Origin of the sequence: Caballeronia sp. PC1, assembly GCF_021353155.1 — a bacterium.
GTDB classification, from domain to species: domain Bacteria; phylum Pseudomonadota; class Gammaproteobacteria; order Burkholderiales; family Burkholderiaceae; genus Caballeronia; species Caballeronia cordobensis.
The window spans coordinates 139428-165427 of the sequence record NZ_JAJUBH010000006.1 but is presented as its reverse complement, the minus strand read 5'-3'; the positions used below and the strand labels follow the sequence as shown (position 1 = coordinate 165427).

16 protein-coding genes and 7 pseudogenes are annotated in these 26000 nt (G+C 61.0%); 15 read left to right on the top strand and 8 right to left on the bottom strand.

The genetic code is table 11. The features are described 5' to 3' along the window. Positions 1-179 precede the first annotated feature (179 nt). The 8 genes and pseudogenes from LY284_RS38380 (at position 180) to LY284_RS38345 (ending at position 10579) form a co-directional block, all read left to right on the top strand. Positions 180-1488, top strand: a pseudogene (locus LY284_RS38380) (IS256 family transposase). Positions 1489-1680: 192 nt separating this feature from the next. Next, positions 1681-3476 (top strand): annotated as a pseudogene (locus LY284_RS38375) (thiamine pyrophosphate-requiring protein). Between the two features lie 6 nt (positions 3477-3482). Further along, positions 3483-4589: an enolase C-terminal domain-like protein gene (locus LY284_RS38370; protein WP_008344649.1), complete on the top strand. Its 1107-nt coding sequence runs from the start codon at positions 3483-3485 to the stop codon at positions 4587-4589. 18 nt (positions 4590-4607) lie between these two features. Continuing rightward, positions 4608-5519 (top strand): hypothetical protein, encoded by a 912-nt coding sequence (locus tag LY284_RS38365; RefSeq protein WP_008344650.1) that lies wholly within the window; start codon positions 4608-4610, stop codon positions 5517-5519. Beyond that, the gene (locus LY284_RS38360; protein ID WP_233392187.1) at positions 5516-6160 is read left to right on the top strand and encodes a gluconate 2-dehydrogenase subunit 3 family protein; all 645 of its coding nucleotides are present in this window, start codon (positions 5516-5518) and stop codon (positions 6158-6160) included. The genes LY284_RS38365 and LY284_RS38360 overlap by 4 nt, the downstream gene beginning before the upstream one ends. After that, positions 6150-7793 (top strand): GMC family oxidoreductase, encoded by a 1644-nt coding sequence (locus tag LY284_RS38355; protein WP_233392458.1) that lies wholly within the window; start codon positions 6150-6152, stop codon positions 7791-7793. Before LY284_RS38360 ends, LY284_RS38355 begins: the two co-directional genes overlap by 11 nt. 12 nt (positions 7794-7805) lie before the next feature. After that, positions 7806-8804, top strand: a complete 999-nt coding sequence (locus LY284_RS38350; protein WP_233392456.1) for an SDR family oxidoreductase — start codon at positions 7806-7808, stop codon at positions 8802-8804. Continuing rightward, complete coding sequence (locus LY284_RS38345; RefSeq protein WP_233392454.1) at positions 8801-10579, top strand: glycoside hydrolase family 15 protein; 1779 nt, start codon at positions 8801-8803, stop codon at positions 10577-10579. The genes LY284_RS38350 and LY284_RS38345 overlap by 4 nt, the downstream gene beginning before the upstream one ends. Positions 10580-10790: 211 nt before the next feature. Here LY284_RS38345 and LY284_RS38340 read toward each other — a convergent pair whose 3' ends face one another. Then, positions 10791-11129 (bottom strand): hypothetical protein, encoded by a 339-nt coding sequence (locus tag LY284_RS38340; protein WP_233392453.1) that lies wholly within the window; start codon positions 11127-11129, stop codon positions 10791-10793. Positions 11130-11264: 135 nt separating this feature from the next. After that, positions 11265-12980 (bottom strand): penicillin-binding protein 2, encoded by a 1716-nt coding sequence (locus LY284_RS38335; RefSeq protein ID WP_233392451.1) that lies wholly within the window; start codon positions 12978-12980, stop codon positions 11265-11267. Between the two features lie 643 nt (positions 12981-13623). Here LY284_RS38335 and LY284_RS38330 point away from each other — a divergent pair. After that, positions 13624-14886, top strand: a complete 1263-nt coding sequence (locus tag LY284_RS38330; RefSeq protein ID WP_233392448.1) for a putative Na+/H+ antiporter — start codon at positions 13624-13626, stop codon at positions 14884-14886. Between the two features lie 327 nt (positions 14887-15213). On the opposite strand, the pseudogene LY284_RS38325 reads toward LY284_RS38330, so the two are convergent. The 4 genes and pseudogenes from LY284_RS38325 to LY284_RS38310 all read right to left on the bottom strand — a co-directional run. Then, positions 15214-15456 (bottom strand): annotated as a pseudogene (locus LY284_RS38325) (VIT1/CCC1 transporter family protein); the annotation flags it as partial. Between the two features lie 26 nt (positions 15457-15482). Beyond that, positions 15483-16040, bottom strand: a pseudogene (locus LY284_RS38320) (cytochrome b); the annotation flags it as partial. A gap of 123 nt (positions 16041-16163) precedes the next feature. Continuing rightward, positions 16164-17474 carry an IS256 family transposase gene (locus tag LY284_RS38315; RefSeq protein ID WP_008345072.1) on the bottom strand — a complete coding sequence of 437 codons (1311 nt, stop codon included), beginning with the start codon at positions 17472-17474 and terminating at the stop codon, positions 16164-16166. A gap of 153 nt (positions 17475-17627) precedes the next feature. Further along, positions 17628-18394, bottom strand: a pseudogene (locus LY284_RS38310) (IS5 family transposase). Positions 18395-18683: 289 nt separating this feature from the next. Here LY284_RS38310 and LY284_RS38305 point away from each other — a divergent pair. Continuing rightward, positions 18684-20030, top strand: a pseudogene (locus LY284_RS38305) (PQQ-dependent sugar dehydrogenase). A gap of 322 nt (positions 20031-20352) precedes the next feature. Here LY284_RS38305 and LY284_RS38300 read toward each other — a convergent pair. Then, positions 20353-22020: a bifunctional protein tyrosine phosphatase family protein/NAD(P)/FAD-dependent oxidoreductase gene (locus LY284_RS38300; protein WP_233392445.1), complete on the bottom strand. Its 1668-nt coding sequence runs from the start codon at positions 22018-22020 to the stop codon at positions 20353-20355. Positions 22021-22092: 72 nt separating this feature from the next. Then, entirely contained in the window at positions 22093-22953 is an 861-nt protein-coding gene (locus tag LY284_RS38295) for an MBL fold metallo-hydrolase (protein ID WP_008344666.1), read from the bottom strand. Between the two features lie 83 nt (positions 22954-23036). Between LY284_RS38295 and LY284_RS38290 the strand changes: the two genes are divergently transcribed. The 5 genes and pseudogenes from LY284_RS38290 to LY284_RS38270 all read left to right on the top strand — a co-directional run bounded on the left by LY284_RS38290 (position 23037) and on the right by LY284_RS38270 (position 25959). Beyond that, entirely contained in the window at positions 23037-23363 is a 327-nt protein-coding gene (locus tag LY284_RS38290) for a metalloregulator ArsR/SmtB family transcription factor (RefSeq protein WP_008344668.1), read from the top strand. 10 nt (positions 23364-23373) lie between these two features. Next, positions 23374-23804 (top strand): annotated as a pseudogene (locus LY284_RS38285) (YeeE/YedE family protein). 13 nt (positions 23805-23817) lie between these two features. Further along, positions 23818-24249 carry a DUF6691 family protein gene (locus tag LY284_RS38280; protein ID WP_033537289.1) on the top strand — a complete coding sequence of 144 codons (432 nt, stop codon included), beginning with the start codon at positions 23818-23820 and terminating at the stop codon, positions 24247-24249. A gap of 57 nt (positions 24250-24306) precedes the next feature. Then, positions 24307-25125 (top strand): sulfite exporter TauE/SafE family protein, encoded by an 819-nt coding sequence (locus LY284_RS38275; protein WP_233392255.1) that lies wholly within the window; start codon positions 24307-24309, stop codon positions 25123-25125. Between the two features lie 48 nt (positions 25126-25173). Then, entirely contained in the window at positions 25174-25959 is a 786-nt protein-coding gene (locus tag LY284_RS38270) for a TlpA disulfide reductase family protein (RefSeq protein ID WP_233392443.1), read from the top strand. Positions 25960-26000 lie beyond the last annotated feature (41 nt).

Here is a 26000-nt window from a genome sequence, read left to right as displayed (position 1 = left end):
GACACATTAACGATCGCCGCGTTAGGTGGATCGACGTTACTCGTGAGCCGGTCATCAAGCTTTCTGGCAATGTCCCGGGCGTAGTTGAAGGTTGAAGGCGGCGGTTCCCCGTTGGAAATCCGAGAGAATCGGGTTTCGACGACCAACTTCCCGGACAGGGAACCAAGGAGAACCGCCAAATGAAGCGTACCAAGAAGAAGCCCCAAAGCGCCAGCGCGCCGTTGCACGTGGTGCCCAAGCAGGACCCGGAAGGACTGCGTGCCTGTTTTGCCGAGAACAGTCAGCTCCTGTTGCCCATGCTCGATCTGATTCAGAACACCCGCGCGAGCATCGACGAGTTGATGCACGAAGCCGGCCGTAGCCTTGTCGAGCAACTGCTGGTGATCTCGGCGACGGAAGTCGCCGGCGAGAAGCATCCGGGCCGCAGAGGCGGCGAGATCCGCTGGCACGGCTCGCAGCAAGGCCAGATTGTGATGGACGAACGCAAGTTGAACGTGAAGCGGCCGCGCCTTCGGCGTCGTGGCGGCGGCGAAGTGCCGGTCCCCGCCTACGAGCAATTGAACGAGAATCCGCGGCTCGCCGAGCGCGTGCACGAGATCATGGTCACGGGCGTGTCGACGCGCAAATATGCCAGGTCCTGCCCGAGATGGCCGGCACCGTTGGCATCTCCAAGAGCAGCGTCTCGCGCGAGTTCATCAAGGCCAGCCAGACGGCGCTCACCGAGCTGATGGGGCGGCGCTTCGATGACAAGGACTTTCTGGCGATCTACCTTGACGGCATCATCGTCGACTCACGTCACATCATCGCCGCTATCGGCGTGGACAGCCCCGGCGAGAAACACCTCCTGGGTCTCGCGAGCGGGTCGAGTGAGAACGCCCAGGTCGTCAGGATCTGTTGCGCGGACTGATCGAGCGCGGCGTGCCTGCGGATCGCGAATACCTGTTCGTGATCGATGGTTCCAAAGCGCTGCGCTCGGCCATCGAGGAGTTCTTCGGCGAACGCGCCCACGTGCAGCGCTGCCGTGTGCACAAGCAGCGCAACGTCCTCGAGCGCCTGCCCAAGGAGAGCGTTTCGCAAACCGCCGCGATCATGAAGGCCGCCTACAAGTTGTCGACCGACGATGGCATCGCCAAGCTCAAGACGCACGCGGCGTGGCTCAAGGCCGACTATCCGGACGCCTCGGCCGCACTGCTCGAGGGGCTGGAGGAAACTTTCACGGTGAACAAGCTGGGCCTGACGCCGGCGCTCATGCGCGGGCTGTCGACGACCAACATCATCGAGAATCCCAACGGCGCGGTGCGCCGTGTCGCGGGGCGCGTGAAGCGCTATCGCGACGCCGACATGGCGTTGCGCTGGACAGCCGCGGGCTTCCTGGAAGCTGAGAAGCACTTCCGAAAAATCCTCGGCGTGAATGAACTCTGGATTCTCGCTGCGGCCTTGAAACGGTCACGCTCGAAATCAATTGACCATGATCGGAAGGTTGCCTAACCTATGCCGCACCCGCCGTCCCAACCTTCAACTGTCTTCGGGACATCGCCAGCTTTCTCGAATGAGAGGGAAAAATGCTCGCGCGGTGACGCGCGACGGCATAGGTATTGCGTCAAAGAGACCGTCGTGCCTACGCTCTCTGATCGTTATGCAGTTGTAGGCCAATTACCGAGGCGATTTTTGGAGAAAGCGATGGCTGCGACTGTGGGCGACTTCCTTGTCGATCGTTTGCATGCCTGGGGCGTGCGTCGCATTTACGGTTATCCCGGCGACGGCATCAACGGCGTATTCGGCGCGCTCAGTCGCGCTAAAGGCAAGATCGAATTCATTCAGGCGCGTCATGAAGAGATGGCTGCATTCATGGCGTCGGCGCATGCGAAGTTCACGGGTGAGCTGGGCGTGTGCATCGCGACATCGGGTCCGGGCGCGGCGCATCTCGTCACCGGTCTCTACGATGCGCGTCTCGATCACATGCCCGTCCTCGCCATCGCGGGCCAGCAGGCGCGCGCGGCATTGGGCGGACACTATCAGCAGGAAGTCGATCTGCCCGCGATGTTTAAGGACGTCGCCGGCGCCTTCGTTCAACAGGCGAGCGTGCCCTCGCAGATTCGTCACCTCGTCGATCGCGCGGTGCGCATCGCGCTATCGGGCGCAAGGTAACGGCGCTCGTACTGCCCAACGACCTGCAGGACCTCGATTACGAGCCGCCAGGCCGCAAGCACGGCACGCTGCATTCGGGCGTCGGGTATCGCGCGCCGAAGACCGTGCCGCAGGACGACGACCTGCAACGCGCCGCTGACGTGCTCAACGACGGCAAGAAGGTCGCGATACTCGTCGGGGCGGGCGCGCTGCACGCAACAGATGAAGTCATCGCGATAGCAGAAAAGCTCGGCGCGGGCGTCGCGAAGGCGCTGCTCGGCAAGGCTGTGCTACCCGACGACCTGCCCTTCGTCACCGGTTCTATCGGTCTGCTCGGCACCGAGCCGAGCTACAAGATGATGACCGAATGCGACACGCTGCTCATGATCGGCTCGGGCTTTCCCTATTCCGAATTCCTGCCGAAGGAAGGCGCGGCGCGCGGCGTGCAGATCGACATCAAGGCGGACATGCTGTCGATCCGCTATCCGATGGAGGTCAATCTCGTCGGCGACAGCGCGGAGACCTTGCGCGCGCTCCTGCCGCTTCTGCAACAGAAAACCGATCACGCGTGGCGCGAGGACATCGAAAGCTGGATCGGCGACTGGTGGAAGAAGCTGGAAAAGCGCGCGATAGAGCCCGCGAAAGGCGGCGTGAATCCGCAGCGCACGGTGTGGGAACTGTCGCCGCGCATGCCCGCGAACGCAATCGTTACGAGCGATTCCGGATCGGTCGCGAACTGGTACGCGCGCGATCTGAAGGTCAAGCGCGGCATGATGTGCTCGCTCTCGGGCGGCCTCGCATCGATGGGCGCGGCCGTGCCTTACGCGATCGCGGCGAAATTCGCGCACCCTGCGCGGCCGGTGATCGCGCTCGTCGGCGATGGCGCGATGCAGATGAACAACATGGCCGAGCTCATCACGGTCGCGAAGTACTGGAAGCAATGGTCGAATCCGCGCTGGATCTGCATGGTCCTCAACAACGAAGACCTGAATCAGGTCACGTGGGAACAGCGCGTGATGGAAGGCGATCCGAAGTTCGAGGCATCGCAGGACATTCCGTCGGTGCCTTATCACAAGTTCGCGGAACTGATCGGGCTGAAGGGCTTTTATGTCGACGATGACGAACGCATGGCCGCCGTGTGGGACGAAGCGCTCGCGGCGGACCGTCCCGTCGTGATCGAAGTGAAGGCCGATCCGAACGTGCCGCCGCTGCCGCCGCATATCACGATCGCGCAGGCGAAGGCGTTCGCGACCACGCTCATGAAGGGCGATCCGAGCCAGAGCCATGTGATCGTCGATACGGCGAAGCAGGTGCTGAGCGCCGTGCTGCCGGGCCACAAGGAAAAGTGATCGTTCATGCATCTGTCCAAGCGCGAGGCGCCGATCGAAACGATTCGAACGCGCGCCTACACCATTCCCACCGACAAGCCCGAAGCTGACGGCACCTTCGCATGGAATTCGACGACGCTCGTCATCGTCGAGATTGTCGCGGCGGGCAAGACAGGCATCGGCTATACGTACAGCGATGCGAGCGTCGCGAAGTTCATTGAGGCGACGCTCGGCTCCCTGCTCATCGGCGAAGACGCCTGGAATATCGACGCGCTCTGGCTGCGCCTGCAACAGCGCGTGCGCAACATCGGCCGCTCGGGATTCGCGGCCACGGCGATCTCCGCGATCGATTGCGCGCTGTGGGACGCGAAGGCGCGTCTGCTCGACATGCCGCTCGCGCGGCTGCTCGGCATCGTGCGGGCGCGCGTGCCGCTCTATGGCAGCGGCGGCTTCACGACCTATACCGACGACGACATGCGCGATCAGCTCGCGCATTGGGTCCACGAAAACGGCTGTCGCTGGGTCAAGATCAAAATCGGCAGCGAACCTTCCCGCGATCCGGACCGCGTGCGTGTCGCGCGTGAAGTGATCGGCCGCGATGCGGGACTCTTCGTCGATGCGAATGGCGCGCTCGATCGAAAGCAGGCGCTCCATTACGCGGCCTTGTTCGCGGAACACGACGTCATGTGGTTCGAAGAGCCCGTTTCGTCCGATGACATCGCCGGACTCGCATCGATAAGAAATGCGTTGCCCGCGCACATGGAACTCGCGGCGGGCGAATACGGCTACACGCTCGACGACTTCCGCGCGCTGCTCGCGAATCAAGCGATCGATGTGCTGCAGGCCGACGTCACGCGTTGCGGCGGCATCACCGGATTTCTGCGCGTCGCGGCACTGTGCGATGCGTTTCATGTGCCGCTCTCCGCGCATTGCGCGCCCGCGATGCATTTGCATGTCGCGTGCGCCGCGCCTCGCTTGCGGCATCAGGAATGGTTTCACGATCACGTCCGCATCGAGCAGATGCTGTTCGACGGCGCGCCCCGCGCGATCGATGGCGCCATTGCGCCGGACCTCTCTCGGCCCGGCTGCGGACTCGATTTCAAACACGCGGACGCGCAACGCTTCGCCGCGTAGACGACAACGGAATGATCGATGAAGCACATCACGTCAGGGAACATCGCGATTGCCTGCGGCATCGCCGCTGCGGGCGCGGCCTTGATCGGCAGAAAAACGCGCACGCATGAAACGCCGATGGAGACGCATATCGATACGGCGCGCACCTTCAATCGCAGCTCCGCGCTGCTCGCGCTTTCCGTGCTCGCGGATAGCGCGATGGAGCACTACCGCGGCTCCTTCGACAACCCCGCGATGTTCACGCCGCTCGTCGCCTCCACTCTCTCCCTGCTGGCGGGCCTGCACGGCGGACGCGATCACGAGACGCAGCGCCATCTGGTACGCGATTCGGTCTATCTCGGCGCGGCGCTCGCGGGCGTGGCTGGCACCGGATTTCATCTCTACAACATCACGAAGCGTCCCGGTGGATGGAGCTGGCATAACCTCTTCTATGCCGCCCCGATCGGCGCCCCAATGGCCTTGCTGCTTTCGGGCGCGCTGGGTGCCGTCGCCGAAAGACTGCGCGACGAGCCCGCGCATGAGCCACGAATGTTCGGCATGCCGGCGGGACAGGCGCTCGCGCTGCTGACGAGCGCGGGCATCGCCGGCACGCTCGGCGAAGTCGCATTGCTGCATTTTCGCGGCGCGTTCCAGAATCCGGTGATGTATGCCCCCATCGTGATTCCGCCGGTGGCGTCCGCGTTGCTCGTGAACGCCGCGATCGCGGCACCGCGCGAGCGCTGGTTCACGCGGCTCTGGCTGCGCATGACGACGGCGCTCGGTTTCATCGGCGTGGGCTTTCATGCGCGCGGCATTGCGCGCAATCAGGGCGGCTGGCGCAACTGGAGCCAGAATCTCTTCAACGGTCCGCCCTTGCCCGCGCCGCCGAGCTTTTCGGCGCTCGCGCTCGCGGCCCTCGCCGCATTGCGCCTGCGGGAGACCGAGCGATGACGCTGCCTCGCTATCCCGGCTACGACGTCACGAAGAAACGCGATACGCCCTCATGGGACGACATCACGCGCAAGGTCATCGACGAACGTCTCGCGACGCCGGAAGAAGCGCGCTTCTTCGATGCCGTCGAATGGATCGCGTTGCGTGCGCTGTGCGCGTGCATCGTGCCGCAGGACGACGAGCGCGAGCCCGTGCCATTGCCCGCATTGCTCGATGCCGAGCTCGTGAAAGACACCGGCGACGGATATCGCGATACGCGTCTTCCACCGATGCGCGAAGCATGGCGCATCGGCCTTGCCGCACTCGATGCCGAAAGCCGCGCGCGTCATGAACTGCCCTTTGCGAGCATCGGCAAGGAAGCGCAGAACGCGCTGCTGCGCGACATGCAGCAAGGCACGTTGAATCACGGTGCATGGCGCCGCATGCCGCCCGCGCTCTTCTTCTCGATGCGCGTGCTGCGCGACATCTGCGGTGCGTATTACTCGCATCCGCGCGCGTGGAGCGAGATCGGTTTCGGCGGACCGGCGAATCCGCGCGGCTATGTCCGCATGGTGTTCGATCGCCGCGATCCGTGGGACGCGGTCGAAGCGAAGCCCGGCGACGAAGCACGCGCCAAGAAGGAGAACCAGCGTGTCCGATGATCCGCAACATGCGCCGCGCGGCAAGCACGGACGCGCGCCCGATGTCTTCCATCATGGCGCGTGGCTGCCGATGCGCGAATACGACGAAGACGATGCGGTCGATTTCGCGATCGTCGGCACGGGCGCGGGCGGCGGCACGCTCGCATGCCGTCTCGCGGAGAAAGGCTTTCGCGTCGTCGCGTTCGATGCGGGCGCATGGTGGCGTCCCCTCGAAGAGTTCGCATCGGACGAGACGCATCAATCGAAACTCTTCTGGACCGACGAGCGCATCTGCGACGGCGACGATCCGCTCAAGCTCGGCAACAACAATAGCGGCAAGGCAGTTGGCGGCAGCACCGTGCACTTCGCGATGGTGTCGCTGCGCTTTCGTCCCGAGTGGTTCAAGTCGCGGGCCTTGCTCGGTTATGGCGCGGACTGGCCGCTCGACTGGCGCGAGATGTGGCGCTACTACGCGCAAGTCGAGAATGCGCTGAAGATCGCGGGACCGGTCACGTATCCGTGGGGACCGAAAAGGCCGCGTTATCCGTATCGTCCGCATGAGCTGAACGCGGCTGCGCTCGTGCTCGCGCGCGGCTGCGAAGCGCTCGGCATCGACTGGACGCCGACGCCGCTCGCGACCGTATCCGCGCCGCGCGGCGAAGCGCATCCGTGCGTCTATCGCGGATTTTGCGTGTCGGGTTGCGCGACCAACGCGAAGCAAAGCGCGCTCGTCACATGGATACCGCGTGCAGTGCGCGCCGGTGCCGAGATTCGCGATCTCGCGATGGTCGGCCGCATCGTCATGGGCGACGATGGCCGCGCGACCGGCGTCGAATACTTCCGCGAAGGACGATGGCGCTTCCAGCGTGCGCGCAATGTCGTCGTCGCGGGCTATGCGATCGAAACGCCGCGTCTCTTGCTGATGTCCGCGACGGACCGCTATCGCGATGGCCTCGCGAACAGCTCCGGCCTCGTCGGAAAAAATCTGATGGTGCAGTTGAATCAGGCCGCGTGGGGCACGATGGAAGAAGAGGTGCGCTGGTACAAGGGGCCGCCGTCGCTTTCGATGACCGAGCACTGGAATTACGAAGACAAGGGCAAGGACTTCTTCGGCGGCTATTGCTACATGAGCCAGGGGCCGCTGCCGGTCGCATGGGCCGCCGTGCAGAACGGGCGCGGATTGTGGGGCCAGGCGCTCGTCGACGAGATGCGCAAGTACAATCATCAGGCGGGCTTGAAGATCGTCGGCGAAACGATGCCGCAGGAGCGCAACCGCGTGACGCTCGCCGACGAGAAGGATCAGTACGGCCTGCCGGTCGCGCGCGTCACCTATTCGCTATGCGACAACGACAGGCGTCTCGTGAAGCATTCGCTCGATTACATGAGCATGGCGCTCGATGCAGCCGGCGCGCGCGACGTATGGCGTCAGGACGACGATACGTGTCATCTGAACGGCACCGCGCGCATGGGCGACGATCCCGCGACGAGCGTCGTCGATGCGGACTGCCGGAGCTGGGACATCGACAATCTGTGGATCTGCGACGGCTCTGTGTTTCCGACCGTCGGCGGTGTGAATCCTTCTCTCACCATTCAGGCGATCGCGATGCGTACCGCGGATCGCATCGAGGCGTTAGCGGCAAGGGGCGAACTCTAGGACGAGGTTATTATGAAGAAGGTAGTCGTTGTGACGGGGGCAGGCGCGGGAGTAGGACGAGCCTCGGCCGAAGAGTTCGCCCGTCATGGTTTCGATGTCGCGCTGCTGTCGCGCGACGCCGGGCGGCTCGAACGCGCAGCCAAGGAACTCCGCAACGCCTACGGCGTGCGCGCACTGCCCATTTCAACTGACGTAGCCGATGCAGGCGCGGTCGATGCCGCGGCAACAGAAGTTGAAGAGACACTCGGGCCGATAAGCGTCTGGGTGAACGCCGCGATGGCGACTGCCTTTGCGCCCGTGTCCTTGTTGACCCCCGAAGAAATCGAACGCGCCACCAAAGTCACCTATCTCGGACAGGTGCACGGCATGATGGCCGCACTTTCACGCATGCGTGTGCGCAATCGAGGCACGATCGTGAACGTCGGTTCTGCCCTAGGGTACAGGTCGGTTCCCCTTCAATCGGCCTACTGCGGCGCAAAATTCGCCATTCGCGGTTTCACCGATTCGTTACGATCTGAAATCATTCACGACCGGCTGAACGTTCATCTGACCATGGTCGACCTGCCTGCCGTGAACACCCCCCAGTTCGACTGGGCGCTCAACAAAATGGGCAAGCGTGCGCGGCCCGTCGCTCCTATTTTCCAGCCTGAAGTCGCCGCGCGCGCCATTTACTTCGCCGCGACTCACCGTCGGCGCGAGGTCTGGGTGGGCTTCCCGACAGTCAAGGCGATCCTCGCCAACCGTGTCGCGCCTGCGCTCATTGATCGCTATCTTGCGAAAAGCGGTTACAGCGGTCAGCTGACCGCCGAATCATTAGTGCCGGGTTCGCCCAACAATCTCTTCGAACCGGTACCTGGAGACTTCAGCGCACACGGACGCTTCGATGAGCAGGCCAAGCAGCAGAGCTGGGAAATGTTCACGGATCGCCATCGCACGTTGTTCTGGTCGCTTGCTTGCCTTGGCGCCGTGGGTTTGGTGAGTCTTTTGCGGCGCTCGGGGTCCTCGAAATGACCCGCCAGATCGAAGACTACGCACTGCTCGGCGACGGAAGCACGGCGGCCCTACTGAGCCGCGACGGCTCGATCGACTGGCTTTGCTGGCCGCGCTTTGATGACGATGCGTGCTTCGCAGCGTTACTTGGCACCCCCGAGAACGGCTCCTGGTCTCTAGCACCGGACGAGGCAGTGGTCCGGCAAGACCGCCGCTACGAGCCTGACACCGTCATCGTCGAAACCGACTTTGAAACGCTTGGCGGCCATGTCCGCATCATCGACTTCATGCCGGTCGGCAACTTCCCCAGTTCGGTAGTACGCATCGTCGTCGGATTGCGAGGGACCGTCACGATGCGTTCTACTTTGCGTCTGCGCTTCGACTATGGGCGCCTCTCGCCTTGGGTGGAGCGGATCGACCGTACGCTACAGGCTGGCATCGGACCTGACCAGGTCGTCTTGCGCACCGATGTGCAACTGTCATTAGCCGACGACATCATCCAAGCTGTATTCGACGTTGCCGCCGGTGCCCGTATCGCTTTCGTCATGAGCTACGGTAGGTCGCATCAGCCGCTACCGCGCGCCGTCAATGCAGAGGCCGCGCTTCTCGATACGCAAACTTATTGGCGTGGCTGGATCGGCAAGTTCGATACCGCGCGCACCGAGTGGCCTGGCGCCGTGAAACGCTCGCTCCTCACCTTGAAAGCGTTGACTCACCATGGTACCGGCGCGATCGTTGCTGCGCCCACCACATCGCTACCTGAGGCGCCCGCGGCCGAACTCAACTGGGATTACCGATATAGCTGGCTGCGAGATACAAGCTTTGCCATGGTCGCGCTCCTGAATGCCGGCTTCGATGCAGAGGCATACGCGTGGCGCAATTGGGTATTGCGCACCATTGCCGGCTCGCCGGAGCACATCCAGGTCCTGTACCGCGTCGATGGCGGGCGGCACGTGCATGAATGGAACGTTGACTGGCTACAGGGCTTCCGTTACGCCCGCCCCGTACGCATCGGCAATGCCGCTGCGGGTCAGCACCAGGTGGATGTCCTCGGCGAAGTCATAGACTGCCTCGACGTGGCACGTCGCGCGGGCATGCCGCCGTCAAGCCAGGATGATATTGTGCAACGGCGCATTGTCGAGCATCTTGAGTCCGTCTGGAACACACCCGGTTCGGGGATCTGGGAGTCGCGCGCCAAACCACGTCACTTCACCTACTCTCGGGTGATGGCATGGGTCGCGTTTGATCGGTTCGTCGAACATCGATCCTCGATCGAAGGCGTAGACGCCCATCTCATCGCGCGGTTCACCGCATTGCGTGAGACCATCCACGCGGAGATCTGCCGTGAAGGCTGGAACGACGGACTCGGCGCCTTCACCCAGTTCTACGGAGGTGAGGAGTTGGATGCAAGTCTGCTTTTGATGCCGCTCGTCGGCTTCCTACCTGCCGACGATGCTCGCATGGCCTCGACCATCGAAAGGATTCGCTGTGACTTGGATGAGAAGGGTTTGATACGTCGGCACAAGAAGGCTTCGTCCGAACCGAACGAAGGCGCTTTTTTGGCGTGTTCGTGTTGGATGGCCGATTGTCTGCAAATGCAAGGGCGCACAGCGGAAGCTAAGATGCAGTTCGAACGCGTACTCTCCGTTGCAAACGATCTTGGCCTACTTTCAGAGCAGTACAACGCCCCGAGCAGGCAACTCGCCGGAAACTTCCCACAAGCCCTCACACACCTCGCTATCGTCAACACCGCGTTAGGACTCTGCGGGCCGACTTTGCAACGAGGCGGCGGCTAAGAGAGAGCATCCATTGGTGCAAGCCGCCTTCACATTACCATACGCCCCAAAGCGGTAGGCAAAATCGGTACGTCGAGTCCGACCGGTTGACCATCGCGGATAGCGGCCCGCAACGCAGTCGTTTGCGCTGGCGGTAGGCTTCTGACGAAGGCCGCGACGCTACGACGGTTGCTCAACTGGTTCGCTCGACGCACACCATGCGCACACGCGTCTAGTAGGCAGCGCTCAGGAACTCGACGTTCCAACTCCTCACCCAATAGTTCACGGGTTCATTTGGGACCTGAATTAGAATCGCCGCCGGGTCGGCCACACCGTCGTCGGTAACGATACATGCGAGAGTTCCATCCGGAAGCATTTTGACCTGCTGCGCAGCGATGAACGATGGAAGCTTTCGCGCATCGACTGGTCGACTCGCCTGGAAAATGTCGTAGCTAATCGCGGCAGGCGCATCACCGACGATGCGTACCTCTTGCGTCTCACTACAAGTAGCGGCGTGCGCGCACACTGGACCGACAAGACACAGCAACGCAAGCAGCTGGCGCGCGCTCACTCTTGTTTCCTGAAGCCTTCTCGAAAATGGTATATGCATATGCCGTGGCGTAAATCAGGTGGGTCTACTTCATGTTAAGGCGTCGAGCAACCTCCCGGTGCGACCGTCATGTCGCTCGCCGACCAGTGAGTGGCGCTACATCGTGGCCTGGACGCCTGCCTTCTTCCCGGTGGACTTGTCTGGCGCGACATTCAAGACTTGCATCGCTTGCGTTGCGATCGTGACAAATGGCGGCCCAGCAACGGCGCCGCCGAAATGTGATCCATGCAGTGGCCGGTCAATCGATACCGCAATCACCACTCTTGGCCGCTTAGCAGGCACGATTCCAATGAACGAAGCCCGATATTGCTGACGATCGTAGCCCTTTGTCGTCCATTTGTACGCGGTTCCCGTCTTACCGGCGACGGAGTAACCTGGCACGGCGGCCTGCGGCGCAGTACCGTCGGCGGAAACCACATTCTCCATCATCCCAAGCACTTGTCGTGCAACCCGTTCCGAATAGACGCGGCGTCCCACTGGCATCGATAATCCTGAATCTCGGCGATAGATTGTCGCGGGCACAATCCGCCCGCCATTCGCGAAGCTCGTATAAGCTTGGGCAAGCTGCAGCAGCGACGCGGAAAGTCCGTAACCGTAAGCCATCGTCGCTTGCTCGATCCGGCGCCAGTGGCGATAAGGGCGCACCCTTCCTGCCGCCGCGCCGGGAAGTCCAGCACGAGGCGCGTGACCGAGCCCCAACGCGTGAAAGTTTCCGTACATGTCAGCAGCCGAGAGCAGCAAGGCAATCTTGGTCGTGCCCACGTTACTCGATTTCTCAACGACCCCTGCGGTGGTGAGAGTGCCGAAGTTCTTGTCGTCGTGAATGGTTCGCCCATCGAGTCGAAGTTTCCCACCGTCGGTAGGGACGATTGTGTTGGGCGCAATTCGTCCTCGCTGCAACGCGAGCGCAATAGTCAGCGGCTTCATCACCGAGCCTGGCTCGAAGACGTCCGTCACGGCGCGATTGCGCACTTCCATGCCACTTCGTGCATCGTGCTGATTCGGATCGTAGCTCGGCCAGTTGGCCATGGCGAGAACTTCGCCGGTGTGTGCATCCAGTACGATAGCGGAACCTGATCTCGCATTTGATCGCCTCACCGCGTCGCGCAAAGCGCCGAACGCAGCATACTGCAATGAACGATCAATCGCGAGCGCGAGGTCGCGGCCGTTGCGGGGCGCTTGAACGCTGAGGGTGTCAATCACCTGTCCGCGGGTATTGCGAAGCACCCGTCGATGTCCGTCCGCTCCGCGCAGGCGCTGTTCAGCGAAACGCTCCATCCCTTCCTGCCCGCTTCCATCCTGGCCCGTAAAGCCGGTGATCTGGGCGGCGATCTCGCCTTCCGGGTACGACCGTCGATAGTCATCCTGCGCAAAAAGTCCGGGAAGGCCGAGACGCAGCGCACGTTCGGCGACATCAGGTGGCACTTCCCGCCTCAGATAGGCGAATCCGCGATGTGCTGCGTAAATCTGCTCGATCGCAGTCGGCCTTACGTCTATAAGCCGAGCGAGCGCGTCGATCTGCTGTCGCGAAATGCGCTCGTCGGTGCCTGACGCGTCCACGCAGAGCGAACGAGTTGGACTGCTGATGGCAAGCGCCAATCCGTTACGATCAAGGATCCTACCGCGTGAAGCATGCGTTGGCCAGTCGCGCACCTGCCGCAATTCTCCCTGTTGGCGGTAAAACGCATCGTTAATGCCTTGTACCCAAAATGCGCGTGCGATCAGTGCTACGAACAAAACGGCAAAGCCGCCGCTGAGCACGCTCGATCGCCAACGTTCCAGCACATTCGGATCAAGGGTGTGGCTGGACAAGCGCACGAATTTTCTGGACGTTCTCATAACTTGGACACAACACGATTGCGATCGCCTGTCGATTAATGCCTTGAGAAGAAGAGTTGTTTGCTCTGTTGCGCAAAGCTCGCGGGAAGCCACAACGTTACCAAGGTAAACCTAAGGGAAACTGCACGCGAGTTGAGATCGGCTAACAGGCATTGCGAGCACCAGCCTTCAGAAGAAGCACATTGTGCCATAAATGCCTAGGGCCGCTTTTCGCATCCGGAGTGACGGGTTCGCAATCCCGAGCTATCCAGCCAAAGCCACTTACGCGGATCTTAGAGACGCGACACGTTCCGCCCGCTCACCTCGCTGTTGCTTGCACGTTGATCGCAATTGAGGTTGCCAGCGGCGAGGTTGTGCGCTTTGTAGGCGCGGTCAATAGCAGATGCTAGCCGATACCGTATTGGCACGGGTCCGCTTCCTCCACGATCGCCGCATCAGTGACGTTGTAGCCCTGAGAAAGAGGTAACAACGCGTTGATAGCTCCTCTTGGGTATCGCCGCTCGTGTCACGAACTGCCTCAATGGACTGGCGCCCGTCCGCTTTCCGCGGTGAATGGTTGTTGTAAGATATGAATACAATGAACTCGCGGGTTTGCTTCCGCACGCGCTTTCCACCAATGCCTCATTTCATTGAAATTGCTGCCGCTGTCATTTTCGCACTCGCACTCATCCACACTTTCGCCGTAGCGCGAATCGAGACACTTGGCCGGCGCTTTCCTAAGCACTCAGGTCTCTTCCATTTTCTTGCAGAGGTCGAGGTCATCTTTGGCTTTTGGGCGCTTGTGCTGTGTCTTGTCATGTGGGTGCTTGTTGGGGCCGAGGCGACCGTCGGCTACTTAGAGCATCGCGAGTTCACAGAGGCGCTCTTTGTCTTTGTGATCATGGTCATGGCGGCGAGCCGGCCGATTTTGGTGCTTGTCACGAATGCGGTGATTGGGCTGTCTCGTTTCCTTCCGGTGCGCACGGAAGTGGCGATCGTCTGGTTCTCCTTGTCTGCCATCCCGCTTCTCGGTTCCTTCGTAACGGAGCCGGCTGCTATGACGCTCGCGGCGCTCTTGCTACGTGACCGGTTGTTCGTTGCTCAGACGCCGGAGCGCGTCAAATATTTTGGCCTTGCGTTGCTCTTCGTTAATGTTTCGATCGGCGGCGTTATAACTGCATATGCGGCCCCGCCAGTATTAATGGTTGCAAATGTGTGGGGATGGAACACCGCGTTCATGGCGGCGACATTTGGCTGGAAAGCGGCGGCCGCAGTGCTTCTTAATGCGACTGTCTTCGTTGGGCTAACCGCGAATAGCATACCGAGGCTACAGGTCAGCAAAGACGATGAGACTTCGGGACTGAAGCGCGTCCCTGTCGGCGTGACACTTGTCCATCTAGGATTTCTTGCGCTGGTCGTCGTCAATTCACATCATGCGGTCGTTTTCATCGGAGCATTTCTCTTTTTCCTTGGATATACCCAGGCTTACGAGCGCCATCAATCGCCGCTCATGCTTCGTGAAAGCCTCCTGGTTGCATTCTTCCTCGGCGGCTTGATTGTGCTCGGCGGACTGCAACAATGGTGGCTGGGGCCGGTCGTGGGTTCTATGGATGCGCTGACTCTCTTTTTTGGCGCTACCGGGCTGACCGCGGTGATGGATAATGCCGCCATCACTTATCTGGGGTCACTATTATCTGGTTTGTCTGACAGCGCAAAGTATCTGCTCGTGGCAGGAGCTGTTACTGGGGGCGGATTGACCGTAATTGCTAACGCGCCCAACCCGGCCGGCTTGGCGATAGTGGGACATCGGTTCTCTGGAGGCGCGGTAAGCCCCCTGAGATTGCTCGGCGCCGCGCTCGCACCAACCATCACCGCAGGCGCGGCATTCCTCTTTCTTTAAAGACGGGCAATCCGCGGCTGCGGTGCTCGGCAACGGCGGTCTTTCATCCCGATCCACATCCGCTCTGAGGCTTCAACAGTCCGTCCTTCCGATTTTGATGCCAGCTTTCGCGACGATGGCTGTGGTTCGCCGGTTGATTCATGCGAACGGCTTGGGAAAACATGAGGTACGAATACATTGGGCCAAGTCTGCGGCATCAGAAGAAAGGTCGGACGCGCAGCAAACAAGCGCGAGCTCAACCGCCCGTCCTGAAATTGCGCGATTCACAACACCCGTCGCACAAGTCCCGGCGCACCGCATGCCGCCACGAAGCAAGCATCGGCAGGAAGCCGCAGTTCCTGTATCCGCTTGCGACGAGACCAATACGTACGCGCCTGTCGCCATCGACATCGCGCCGGCTGCCAATCCGGCCTGGCCGGTCAGCACCAGATGGCCGTGTTCGGCATGCGCGGACGCGACGCCGATTATCAGACTTGCCGTCGAAATGATGCCGTCGTTCGCGCCAAGGACCGCAGCGCGTAGCCACCCGATCGCCTTGATTCGATGCGGTTCCTTGTGAGTGTTAGGCATTGGCGGACCCTAGCGGTCTCGACCTGATCAGGCGACGGCCTTGCGTGGGGCAGCATCCTTTGCAGCACATGGTCCTTCAGGACAAAGCGGTGGAACAGCGCTGCGACGACATGCAGACCTATCAACGCGAAGAGCACCCATGCGAGGATGCCGTGCACATCGCCCATCGCGTGGCCGAAGCGGGAGCCTGTTTCGCTCAGCGCCGGATAGGACACTACGCCCAGCAAGCGGACCGCCCAGCCTCTTGAGGACGCATTGATCCAGCCGAGCAGCGGCACCAGCACCAGGGCGGCGTAGAGGAGAACATGCGTTATGCGCGAAACGACGCTGAGTAGCGGTGGCAGTTCATCCGGCGTGGGCCAATGCGTCAATCGCCAGATCACCCGGATTGCAATGACGGCGACGAGCGTCGCGCCCACCCCAAGATGCCACGCGATCAGATCAACCGGCTGCGTGTCTTTGTGAACGTCCGGCATCGTCCAGCCGATCACAAATTGCATTGCGACCAACAGGACGGTTAGCCAGTGCAGTGTGCGTGCGACCGCGTCATATGCCGGACGCTGCATTTTGTAGATCTTCGCCATTCTTGCTCCTCAAGTTGTCACGACTTGATGAATCGATGGGGATGCGCGGCCTGCGAATCTTGAGTTGCTGGCCGGCGATGTCCCGAAGACAGTTGAAGGTTGGGACGGCGGGTGCGGCATAGGTTAGGCAACCTTCCGATCATGGTCAATTGATTTCGAGCGTGACCGTTTCAAGGCCGCAGCGAGAATCCAGAGTTCATTCACGCCGAGGATTTTTCGGAAGTGCTTCTCAGCTTCCAGGAAGCCCGCGGCTGTCCAGCGCAACGCCATGTCGGCGTCGCGATAGCGCTTCACGCGCCCCGCGACACGGCGCACCGCGCCGTTGGGATTCTCGATGATGTTGGTCGTCGACAGCCCGCGCATGAGCGCCGGCGTCAGGCCCAGCTTGTTCACCGTGAAAGTTTCCTCCAGCCCCTCGAGCAGTGCGGCCGAGGCGTCCGGATAGTCGGCCTTGAGCCACGCCGCGTGCGTCTTGAGCTTGGCGATGCCATCGTCGGTCGACAACTTGTAGGCGGCCTTCATGATCGCGGCGGTTTGCGAAACGCTCTCCTTGGGCAGGCGCTCGAGGACGTTGCGCTGCTTGTGCACACGGCAGCGCTGCACGTGGGCGCGTTCGCCGAAGAACTCCTCGATGGCCGAGCGCAGCGCTTTGGAACCATCGATCACGAACAGGTATTCGCGATCCGCAGGCACGCCGCGCTCGATCAGTCCGCGCAACAGATCCTTGACGACCTGGGCGTTCTCACTCGACCCGCTCGCGAGACCCAGGAGGTGTTTCTCGCCGGGGCTGTCCACGCCGATAGCGGCGATGATGTGACGTGAGTCGACGATGATGCCGTCAAGGTAGATCGCCAGAAAGTCCTTGTCATCGAAGCGCCGCCCCATCAGCTCGGTGAGCGCCGTCTGGCTGGCCTTGATGAACTCGCGCGAGACGCTGCTCTTGGAGATGCCAACGGTGCCGGCCATCTCGGGCAGGACCTTGGCATATTTGCGCGTCGACACGCCCGTGACCATGATCTCGTGCACGCGCTCGGCGAGCCGCGGATTCTCGTTCAATTGCTCGTAGGCGGGGACCGGCACTTCGCCGCCGCCACGACGCCGAAGGCGCGGCCGCTTCACGTTCAACTTGCGTTCGTCCATCACAATCTGGCCTTGCTGCGAGCCGTGCCAGCGGATCTCGCCGCCTCTGCGGCCCGGATGCTTCTCGCCGGCGACTTCCGTCGCCGAGATCACCAGCAGTTGCTCGACAAGGCTACGGCCGGCTTCGTGCATCAACTCGTCGATGCTCGCGCGGGTGTTCTGAATCAGATCGAGCATGGGCAACAGGAGCTGACTGTTCTCGGCAAAACAGGCACGCAGTCCTTCCGGGTCCTGCTTGGGCACCACGTGCAACGGCGCGCTGGCGCTTTGGGGCTTCTTCTTGGTACGCTTCATTTGGCGGTTCTCCTTGGTTCCCTGTCCGGGAAGTTGGTCGTCGAAACCCGATTCTCTCGGATTTCCAACGGGGAACCGCCGCCTTCAACCTTCAACTACGCCCGGGACATTGCCTGCTGGCCTGAAAAAAGCACTACGCAAATCCGATAGATGCTAGGTCCTGTTCACATTCACGAGCGGGCCAAAGGTGCATGCGATTGAGGCAAATGTGAGGTAACTGTGGGCGAGTTTGTCATATCGAGTGGCGACGCGACGGAAATGCTTGATACGGCTAAAGAATCGCTCGACCAGATTGCGCTGCCGATACAGGGCTCGATCGTAGCGACGGCGTGTTTTGCGGTTCGAGCGTGGCGGGATAACCGCTTTGGCACGGCTGGCGCGAATGCTTTTGACGAAGACGTCAGCGTCGTAGCCCTTGTCGGCGATGATCGCGTTGGCGCGCAGGCCCTCGACCAATTCCTGCGCGCACGCGATATCCGCGACCTGACCCTCGGTGATGATCAATCGCAACGCTCGACCTGCTGCATCGACTGCCAGATGAATCTTGGTGCTCAGCCCCCCTCGCGATCGTCCGAGCCCCTGCGCTCCGTTTTTTTCAGTGCGCCGGCTGCATGCTGGTGGGCTCTGACAATGGTCGAATCGATCAGCACATGCTCGATTTCGCCGTGCTCGGCCAGTGCCTGTGCGACACGTTCCCACACGCCTTTGCGACGCCATCGTGAGAAACGTATGTACACCGTATGCCATCGACCGAACTCCTCCGGCAAATCGCGCCAAGGACTGCCTGTGCGAGCAATCCACAGCACGGCCTCAACGAACATGCGATTGTCCGTGCATCGACGATCCGCATCTCCTTGCTTGCCGGGCAACAGCGGCTCTAATCGCTTCCATACGTCGTCGTTTAACAGTGTTCGGCTCATCCGCAAACTTACGCAAAAGATGAGATGTAAGCACATTTCGGCAAATGTAAACAGACCCTAGCGACTTTATCTTAAGGAAAGCTGACGCCGGGGGAGGAGATATTCGGATGCTCGACTCCGCTGCTGTTCCCGCACGACCGTCAATGGGGTCAGCACGACCGAAGCCGGGAGCCCGAGGTTTTCCACTTGAATCACCGAATAGTTTGCGCATTTAACAGGCAACGTCATGGCCGGTTTATTGCTGTTCGTCCCGTACACCGTCGATTAACGCTGTTCACTCGGAACCTACATGCGCCTGCTAAACCGTCTGGCTATTTCACTGGTTTTGCCGCTGGCCTCTTGTGCGATTGGGCCATCAGCTTCAAGCAACACCGGCTTCGGCTCGTCGCCCGTCATGCCGGCACCGGAATCGTCCTTGATTCCGATGGTCAACATCGCGCCTGTTCAGGCGCGCCCCGACGATTTCACGCCCACTGCTCCCGCAGGCACCGCGTCACGGGTTTGCCGGTGGCCTCGCCCACCCGCGCTGGCTTTACACGCTGCCCAATGGTGACGTGCTGGTCGCGGAAAGCGACGCGCCAAAAGAACACGATAAGGGCAGCGGCCTATTCGGCTGGGTCAGAAAGCAGGTCATGAAGCGCGCCGGCGCCGGTGTGCCGAGCCCCGATCGCATTGTGCTGTTGCGCGATGTGGATGGCAGCGGCGTCGCGAGGACTCAGACCGTGTTTCTGGGTGGCCTCCACTCGCCGTTCGGGATGGCGCTCATCGGCAATCAACTCTATGTTGCCGATACGGACGCTCTGCTGCGTTTCAACTATGTGACGGGCAGCACCCAGATAACAAGCCCCGGGGTCAAGGTTGCCGACTTGCCGGCAGGGCCGATCAACCATCACTGGACCAAGAACATCCTGGCGGATCGCTCCGGCAAGCATCTGTACATCACGGTGGGATCGAACAGCAACGCGGGGGAAAATGGAGTCGACGCCGAAGAAGGTCGAGCGCGTATCCTCGTGTTCGACATCGACACGGGCCATGTGCGGCCCTATGCGACTGGATTGCGCAACGCCAACGGACTTGCCTGGCAACCGGACAGTGGCGCGTTGTGGACGGCAGTCAATGAGCGCGACGATCTCGGCAACAATCTTGTCCCCGACTACATGACCGCCGTGAAAGATGGCGCTTTTTTATGGCTTTCCCTACAGCTACTACGGACAGCACATCGACACCCGCGTCAAACCGCAACGCCCCGATCTGGTTGCAAAAGCCATCGCGCCGGACTATGCGCTCGGCAATCATACGGCTTCGCTCGGTCTGGTCTTTTACGACCGAACGCTGTTTCCGCCTCATTATCGTGGAGGCGCATTTGTCGGCCAGCATGGGTCATGGAACCGTAAACCACGTACCGGCTACAAGGTGGTGTTTGTGCCATTTTTTCGATGGAAAACCTGCTGGCGTACCTGAGGATTTCCTGAGCGGCTTCCTGACGACAGACGGCTACGCCGTGGGTCGACCCGTTGGTGTCGCACTGGACGCGCATGGTGCCTTGCTTGTGGCTGACGACGTCGGCAACGCTGTATGGCGAGTAGCGCCGCGCACCGACGACAGATCGGCTGACGTCGCGCCGACAGGTAAATGACACAACCCTGGCCGGTTTGATCGGCAACCGGGCGACCGCAAGGTTACCGTGCCGATTAGAACCGCTCCATCAGTCAAAGCAGCACGCACGTGGCGTCACTTCAAAAGACGGGGACCCGGAACTGGGTCCCGGTGACGCTCTGCAATAAAGAACCAGCGTTGTCGCGATTTGGCAGTTTGTGGTAATTGATCGGACATCCGCGCCGAATGACCGCACCATCGCCAACCACTGTACCGCCATGCTGTTCCACAAAGCCCTTCACGAGCGACAATCCAATGCTTAATCCGCCCTTACCAGGCGCGATTGCATTCGGCGCTCAAGTTCACTCAACCTGAGCAGGACGCGCCATCCACTCGCGTCCCTTGAGCATGCCGTTCCAGTAAAGCGGCGGCAGAACTCGTTCCTTGAGGAACCATGCTAGACGCGACGGCCGCGTGCTGTCGATCAGCCAGGCCGGAAAGCTCGGTGCAAGCTTTCCACCATAGACAAACTCCGCGAGCACGACCTTACCGTGCTCTACCGTTAGCGGACATGATCCATAGCCGTCGTACAGTGCGATCCTAGCGACGCGACCCAGGCTTGCCAAAACATTGTGTGCGACGACAGGTGCCTGCTTGCGGGCGGCGGCCGCCGTCTTTGCGTTCGGGGCGTTGATCGCGTCGCCTAACGCGTAGATATCCTCATACTTCGTGTGACACAGGGTGCCGCGATCGACATCGATCCAGCCGGCCGCGTCCGCGAGTGGACTCGAGCGCACGAAGTCCGGCGCCGTCTGTGGGGGCACCACATGGATCATGTCGAAATCCGACTCGACCCGGTCCGTGCTGTCATCCGCTAGCACGCGCTCGAAGGTTGCGCGACCGCGAGATCCATCGATGCTCCTCAACGTATGGCCGAAGCGCAAGTCGATGCCGTATGACTCGACATACTCCATTAGCGCAGGCACATAGTCTGGCACACCAAATAGCGCGGCTCCTGCGTTGAAGAACTGCACCTGCGTGCTCTGCAGCACACCGTTACGTCGCCACGTATCGCACGAAAGATACATCGCCTTTTGCGGTGCGCCGGCACACTTGATGGGCATGGGCGGCTGAGTAAAGAGCGCCGTGCCGCCACGCATTCGCTTGACCAGATCCGCCGTGTACGGTGCGAGGTCAAAACGATAATTCGAGGTCACGCCGTTGCGGCCCAGTGTTTCGACGAGCCCTTCGACGCCATGCCAGTTGACCTTGATCCCCGGGCAGACGACAAGTCGCTGATAGCGTACCTTCCGCCCTCCCTCGATTACCACCGCGTGAGTGTCGGGCTCGAACGCTAGCACGGCGGCTTTGATCCAATGAATGCCTGGAGGTACGCATGAGGCCATCGTGCGCGCGGTATCGGCGGCGTCGAATATCCCGGCGCCCACCAGCGTCCACCCTGGCTGATAATAGTGTGTGTCAGCAGGATCGATGATGGCGACATCCATTTTGGGATCGCGGGCGCGCAAACTTGACGCCACCGCGATTCCGGCCGCACCCCCGCCGACGATCACTACAGTGTGTTCCGCCTCGACAACTTCCACCAACGCCGCCTGTACGTCTTTGTTTCCCGGCACCACGGTTGCCGAATCGGATTCAGCTCGCTGTGTGCGCTCGCGCGCCATAGCCGAAGTAACATTGCCCGCCAGCGACATCGCCCACAGGGTCGTGGACCGCGTTCCGGTGCGACAATAGGCGAGGATCGGCTTGGGCAATTCGGCACAAAGCGCTGCGAACACAACGGCCTCTTCGATCAAACCCTGTCCCGGTACAACCGGTTGATAGATCGACTGAATTCCGGCCAGGTTCGCTGCGTGAGCGATCTCTCTGAACGAAGGCTGGTTCGGCGCCTCCCCGTCCGGTCGGTGGCACACAATCGACCGAAAGCCGAGTTCCTGTAAAGTTGAGACATCAGTAGTACTGATTTGAGGAGAAACGGAAAGATCGGTGGCGAGGGGGCGCACAATCATGAGGTACTTCCTGAAAGCGTTGAACCACGCGCCGGCCTGGCGTTCTCGACGCCACGCCAGGCAAGCACTGCATCAAACAGCATTGAGCGGGATCTTGAGGTAACGGATTCCGTTTTCTTCCGGCGGAGGAAGGTCGCCCGCCCGGACGTTGACCTGTACCGCCGGCAATATCAGCATGGGCATCGCCAAGGTCGCATCGCGTGCCTGCCGCATCGCCACGAACTGCTCCTCGCTCACACCCTCATGCACATGGATGTTGCCATCGCGCTGCGCACCCACTGTCGTTTCCCATGTGGGTTCGCGTCCCTCGGGCGGATAGTCATGGCACATGAAGAGCCGTGTGTGCAACGGCAGGTCCAGCAGTTTGCGTATGGAACGATAGAGCTCGTGCGCATCGCCGCCCGGAAAGTCACAACGAGCGGTGCCCACGTCCGGCATGAAGAGCGTATCGCCGACGAATACGGCGTCGCCGATCCGGTAGGCCATGTCAGCTGGCGTGTGACCCGGCACATGCATCGCCTTTCCTGTCAAGCCGCCGATGGCAAACGTTTCGCCATCGGCGAAAAGATGGTCGAACTGCGACCCATCGAGGCGAAACTCGGGCTCCAGGTTGAAGAGCTTCTTGAACACCCCTTGCACCCGGCAGATGTTCTTGCCGATCGCGATGTGGCCACCGACTTCTCGCTTGAGATACGTGGCGGCAGAGAGATGGTCGGCGTGCGCATGGGTCTCCAGAATCCACTCGACACGCAGCCCGCGCTCGCGCACGAAAGCAATCACGTTGTCGGCACTGGCCGTAGACGTGCGGCCCGATTTCGGGTCGTAATCCAGCACTGAGTCAATGATGGCGCACGCTGAATCACCTTCCTCGTAAACCACGTATGTCACGGTCCAGGTCGCTGAGTCGAAAAACGGGTGAATGATGGGCTTCATGTGTTGCTCCTTGGATGCGCCCATTCTATTCACAAACATTATGTTTTGCAATATACTATATTCAGATAGATCGTGAACATTTTATGAAACACTCCAATCCCAATCCGACGCTCGATCTGGCCACGATGCAGGCCGGCGCCGAAAATGCATGCGCCCTGCTGAAGGTTCTCGCCAACCCGGACCGCCTGCTCCTGATGTGCCAGCTTTCCCAAGGAGAGCTTTCCGTCGGCGAAGTGGAGCAACTGCTCGGCATCCGGCAGCCCACTCTCTCGCAGCAGTTGGGCGTGTTGCGGGAAAGCGGCCTGGTGAATACGCGCCGCGAGGGCAAAAACATCTTCTATTCGGTGGCCAGCCCGCAAGCCCTCGCGGTGATGGCGGTACTTTATGAACAATTCTGCCCGCAGCAGTAGGGGATCCATCATGCTGATTGACGTCATCCATTTCACACCCGGCATGTCGCTGGCGGGGACTCGTGATCGGCATCGCCGCCGCCGTGCTCGTGCTTTGCAACGGCCGAATCGCGGGAATAAGCGGCATCATCGGCGGCCTGCTGAGCTGGCCGCGCAATGACGTTGGCTGGCGGATTGCATTCCTCACCGGTCTGATAGGCGCGCCCGTCGTAGCAAGCGTCCTCGGCAGGTCTACTCACGTGGACATTGACGCAGGCTGGGAGCTATCCTCGCTGCTGGGTTTCTCGTGGGTATTGGCACCCGCTACGCCAGCGGCTGTACCAGCGGTCACGGCGTCTGCGGCCTGTCGCGTGGGTCGGTGCGCTCGCTGGCCGCAACCGCTACCTTCATGTTGGCCGGAATCTTGACTGTTTTCGGCAACGTCACCTGATTGGAGGCTGATATGACTGCCCTCATGACACGCCTCGCGGCCCTACTCGCTGGCTTGCTTTTCGGTATCGGGTTGATGGTCTCCGGCATGGCGAATCCCGCCAAGGTGCTGGGTTTCCTCGATCTCGCGGGCCGCTGGGATCCATCGCTTGCCTTTGTGATGGCCGGAGCCATCGCGGTCGGCTCTCTGGCATTTTTTGTCGCGAAGCGCCGAAACAGTTCGCTCCTTGGAGCGCCTATGCAACTTCCGGCCGGCACGGCCATCACGTCGAGACTAATCTTCGGCAGCGCTGTTTTCGGTATCGGCTGGGGCTTAGCCGGATTTTGCCCAGGCCCGGCATTGGTCGCGCTCGGCGCGGGATATCCGAAAGCTGTCGGTTTCGTGGCGGCAATGATCGCTGGCATGGTCGTCTTCGAACTCGTGGAGCGGGCAAAAGCGACCATGCAACGGGCATGAATAGCCCACTCGTCTACATCCCAGCAGTTGATTAACCATTTTCACAAAGGTCAGTCTGTGGATCACGTTTTAGTCAATAGCGCCTTACTAGGTGGGATAGTCGGCCTCATTCTCGCGCTTACCGGTGCCGGCGGCGCCATCCTCGCCGTTCCACTGCTCCTGTTCGGGCTTCATTTGGGCGTTGCAGAAGCCGCGCCCGTCGGGCTGCTGGCGGTCGGGGTATCGGCCGCATTAGGCGCAGTCATGGGACTGCGCGCTCGATTGGTGCGCTACCGGGCCGCTATGTTGATGGCAGCGGTGGGAACAGTATTTTCTCCCGTGGGTTTGTGGCTCGCGCATCGCCTCCCGAACGGGCCGCTTGCGCTCATCTTCGCAGCGGTCCTAGCATATGTGGCGCTGCGGTTGTTTAGGCAGGGCACCACCGGCACACCCCAGCCCGTGCAGGGCGACCAACCTGTCCAGCCCTGCCAGTTGCACGGTGGCACCGGCCGGTTCGTGTGGACTGCCGCCTGTACGAGAGCAATCGCCCTTGCTGGCATCGGTGCCGGTTTTTTGTCTGGCCTGCTTGGCGTAGGTGGCGGATTCGTCATCGTGCCAGCGCTTCAGAAGGCAACCAATGCTCCCGTTCAAGCAATCATGGCGACATCGCTCGCGGTCATCACGCTGGTGTCGGCTTCCGGCGTCATCTCAACAGCGCTCATCGGGCGGATGAACTGGCAGGTCGGTGTGCCTTTTGCCGCAGGCGCGATGATCGGCATGCTAGGCGGCAGGCTTATCGGGAATCGCTTGAGCGGTCAACGACTGCAACAGGCATTTGCGGTGGTCGCCGGACTCATTGCGATAGGCATGGTCGCGAAGGTCGCAATGGCGGCCTGACCCAGAGCCCCAGCAACACATTGAATTTTTGGTGCCGGCAAACCCATCATGCAGATTGGACATCTTGTTATACCGCTGCCTCCGTTGATTTTCTTGTTGGCAGTGTTTGCAGCTCTGTCGGTTGCCGGTGTGCTCGGCCCCGGGCGCGCTACCGCCGAGGCAGACGTCGCGATTGTGATTTGTGTCGGATTGCTTGTCGCTCGATTGGCATTCGTTGCACGCTATGTTTCCGACTACGGCGACCTTTTGCAAGTCCTGGATGTACAAGACCTCGGATTCGACGCTCCGGCCGGATTGCTTGGATCATTCCTTATCTTAGCCTGGCGTTTAACAAGAAAGGATGCTCGCCGCCTTCCAGTAATTGTCGCACTCCTTGCCGGCACGGTCGTCTACGGTTCTGGACAAGTTCTCGCGTCTCAAATGGTGCAACCTGATCTACCTCGAGCGACCCTGCCCACCACGACTGATACGACCGAGATCATCCAGATTTCCGGAAAACCGACAGTGATTAACGTCTGGGCGACCTGGTGCCCGCCGTGTCAAGCCGAGCTTCCGGTCTTTGCACAGATGCAGCGAGAGATGCCCGGCGTGAACTTCATCTTTCTGAACGAAGACATCGACACGTCAGGCGTAAGGCCTTATCTCGAAGCGCGTGGCATTCGCTTGGACCATTCGCTTCACGATCCACGCGGTAACCTTGCTACACGACTCTCCGTGAGAGGTTACCCGACCACACTGTTTTACGACCGATCAGGGCGTCTCGTCGCTGAGCACCTAGGCCCCTTTTCACAAGCGACGCTATCCGACGCGCTCAAGCACCTTTTCCCGAAATGAGCACGCCGTGCCTAACGACCGGTCGGAAGCCCCGCGATAGG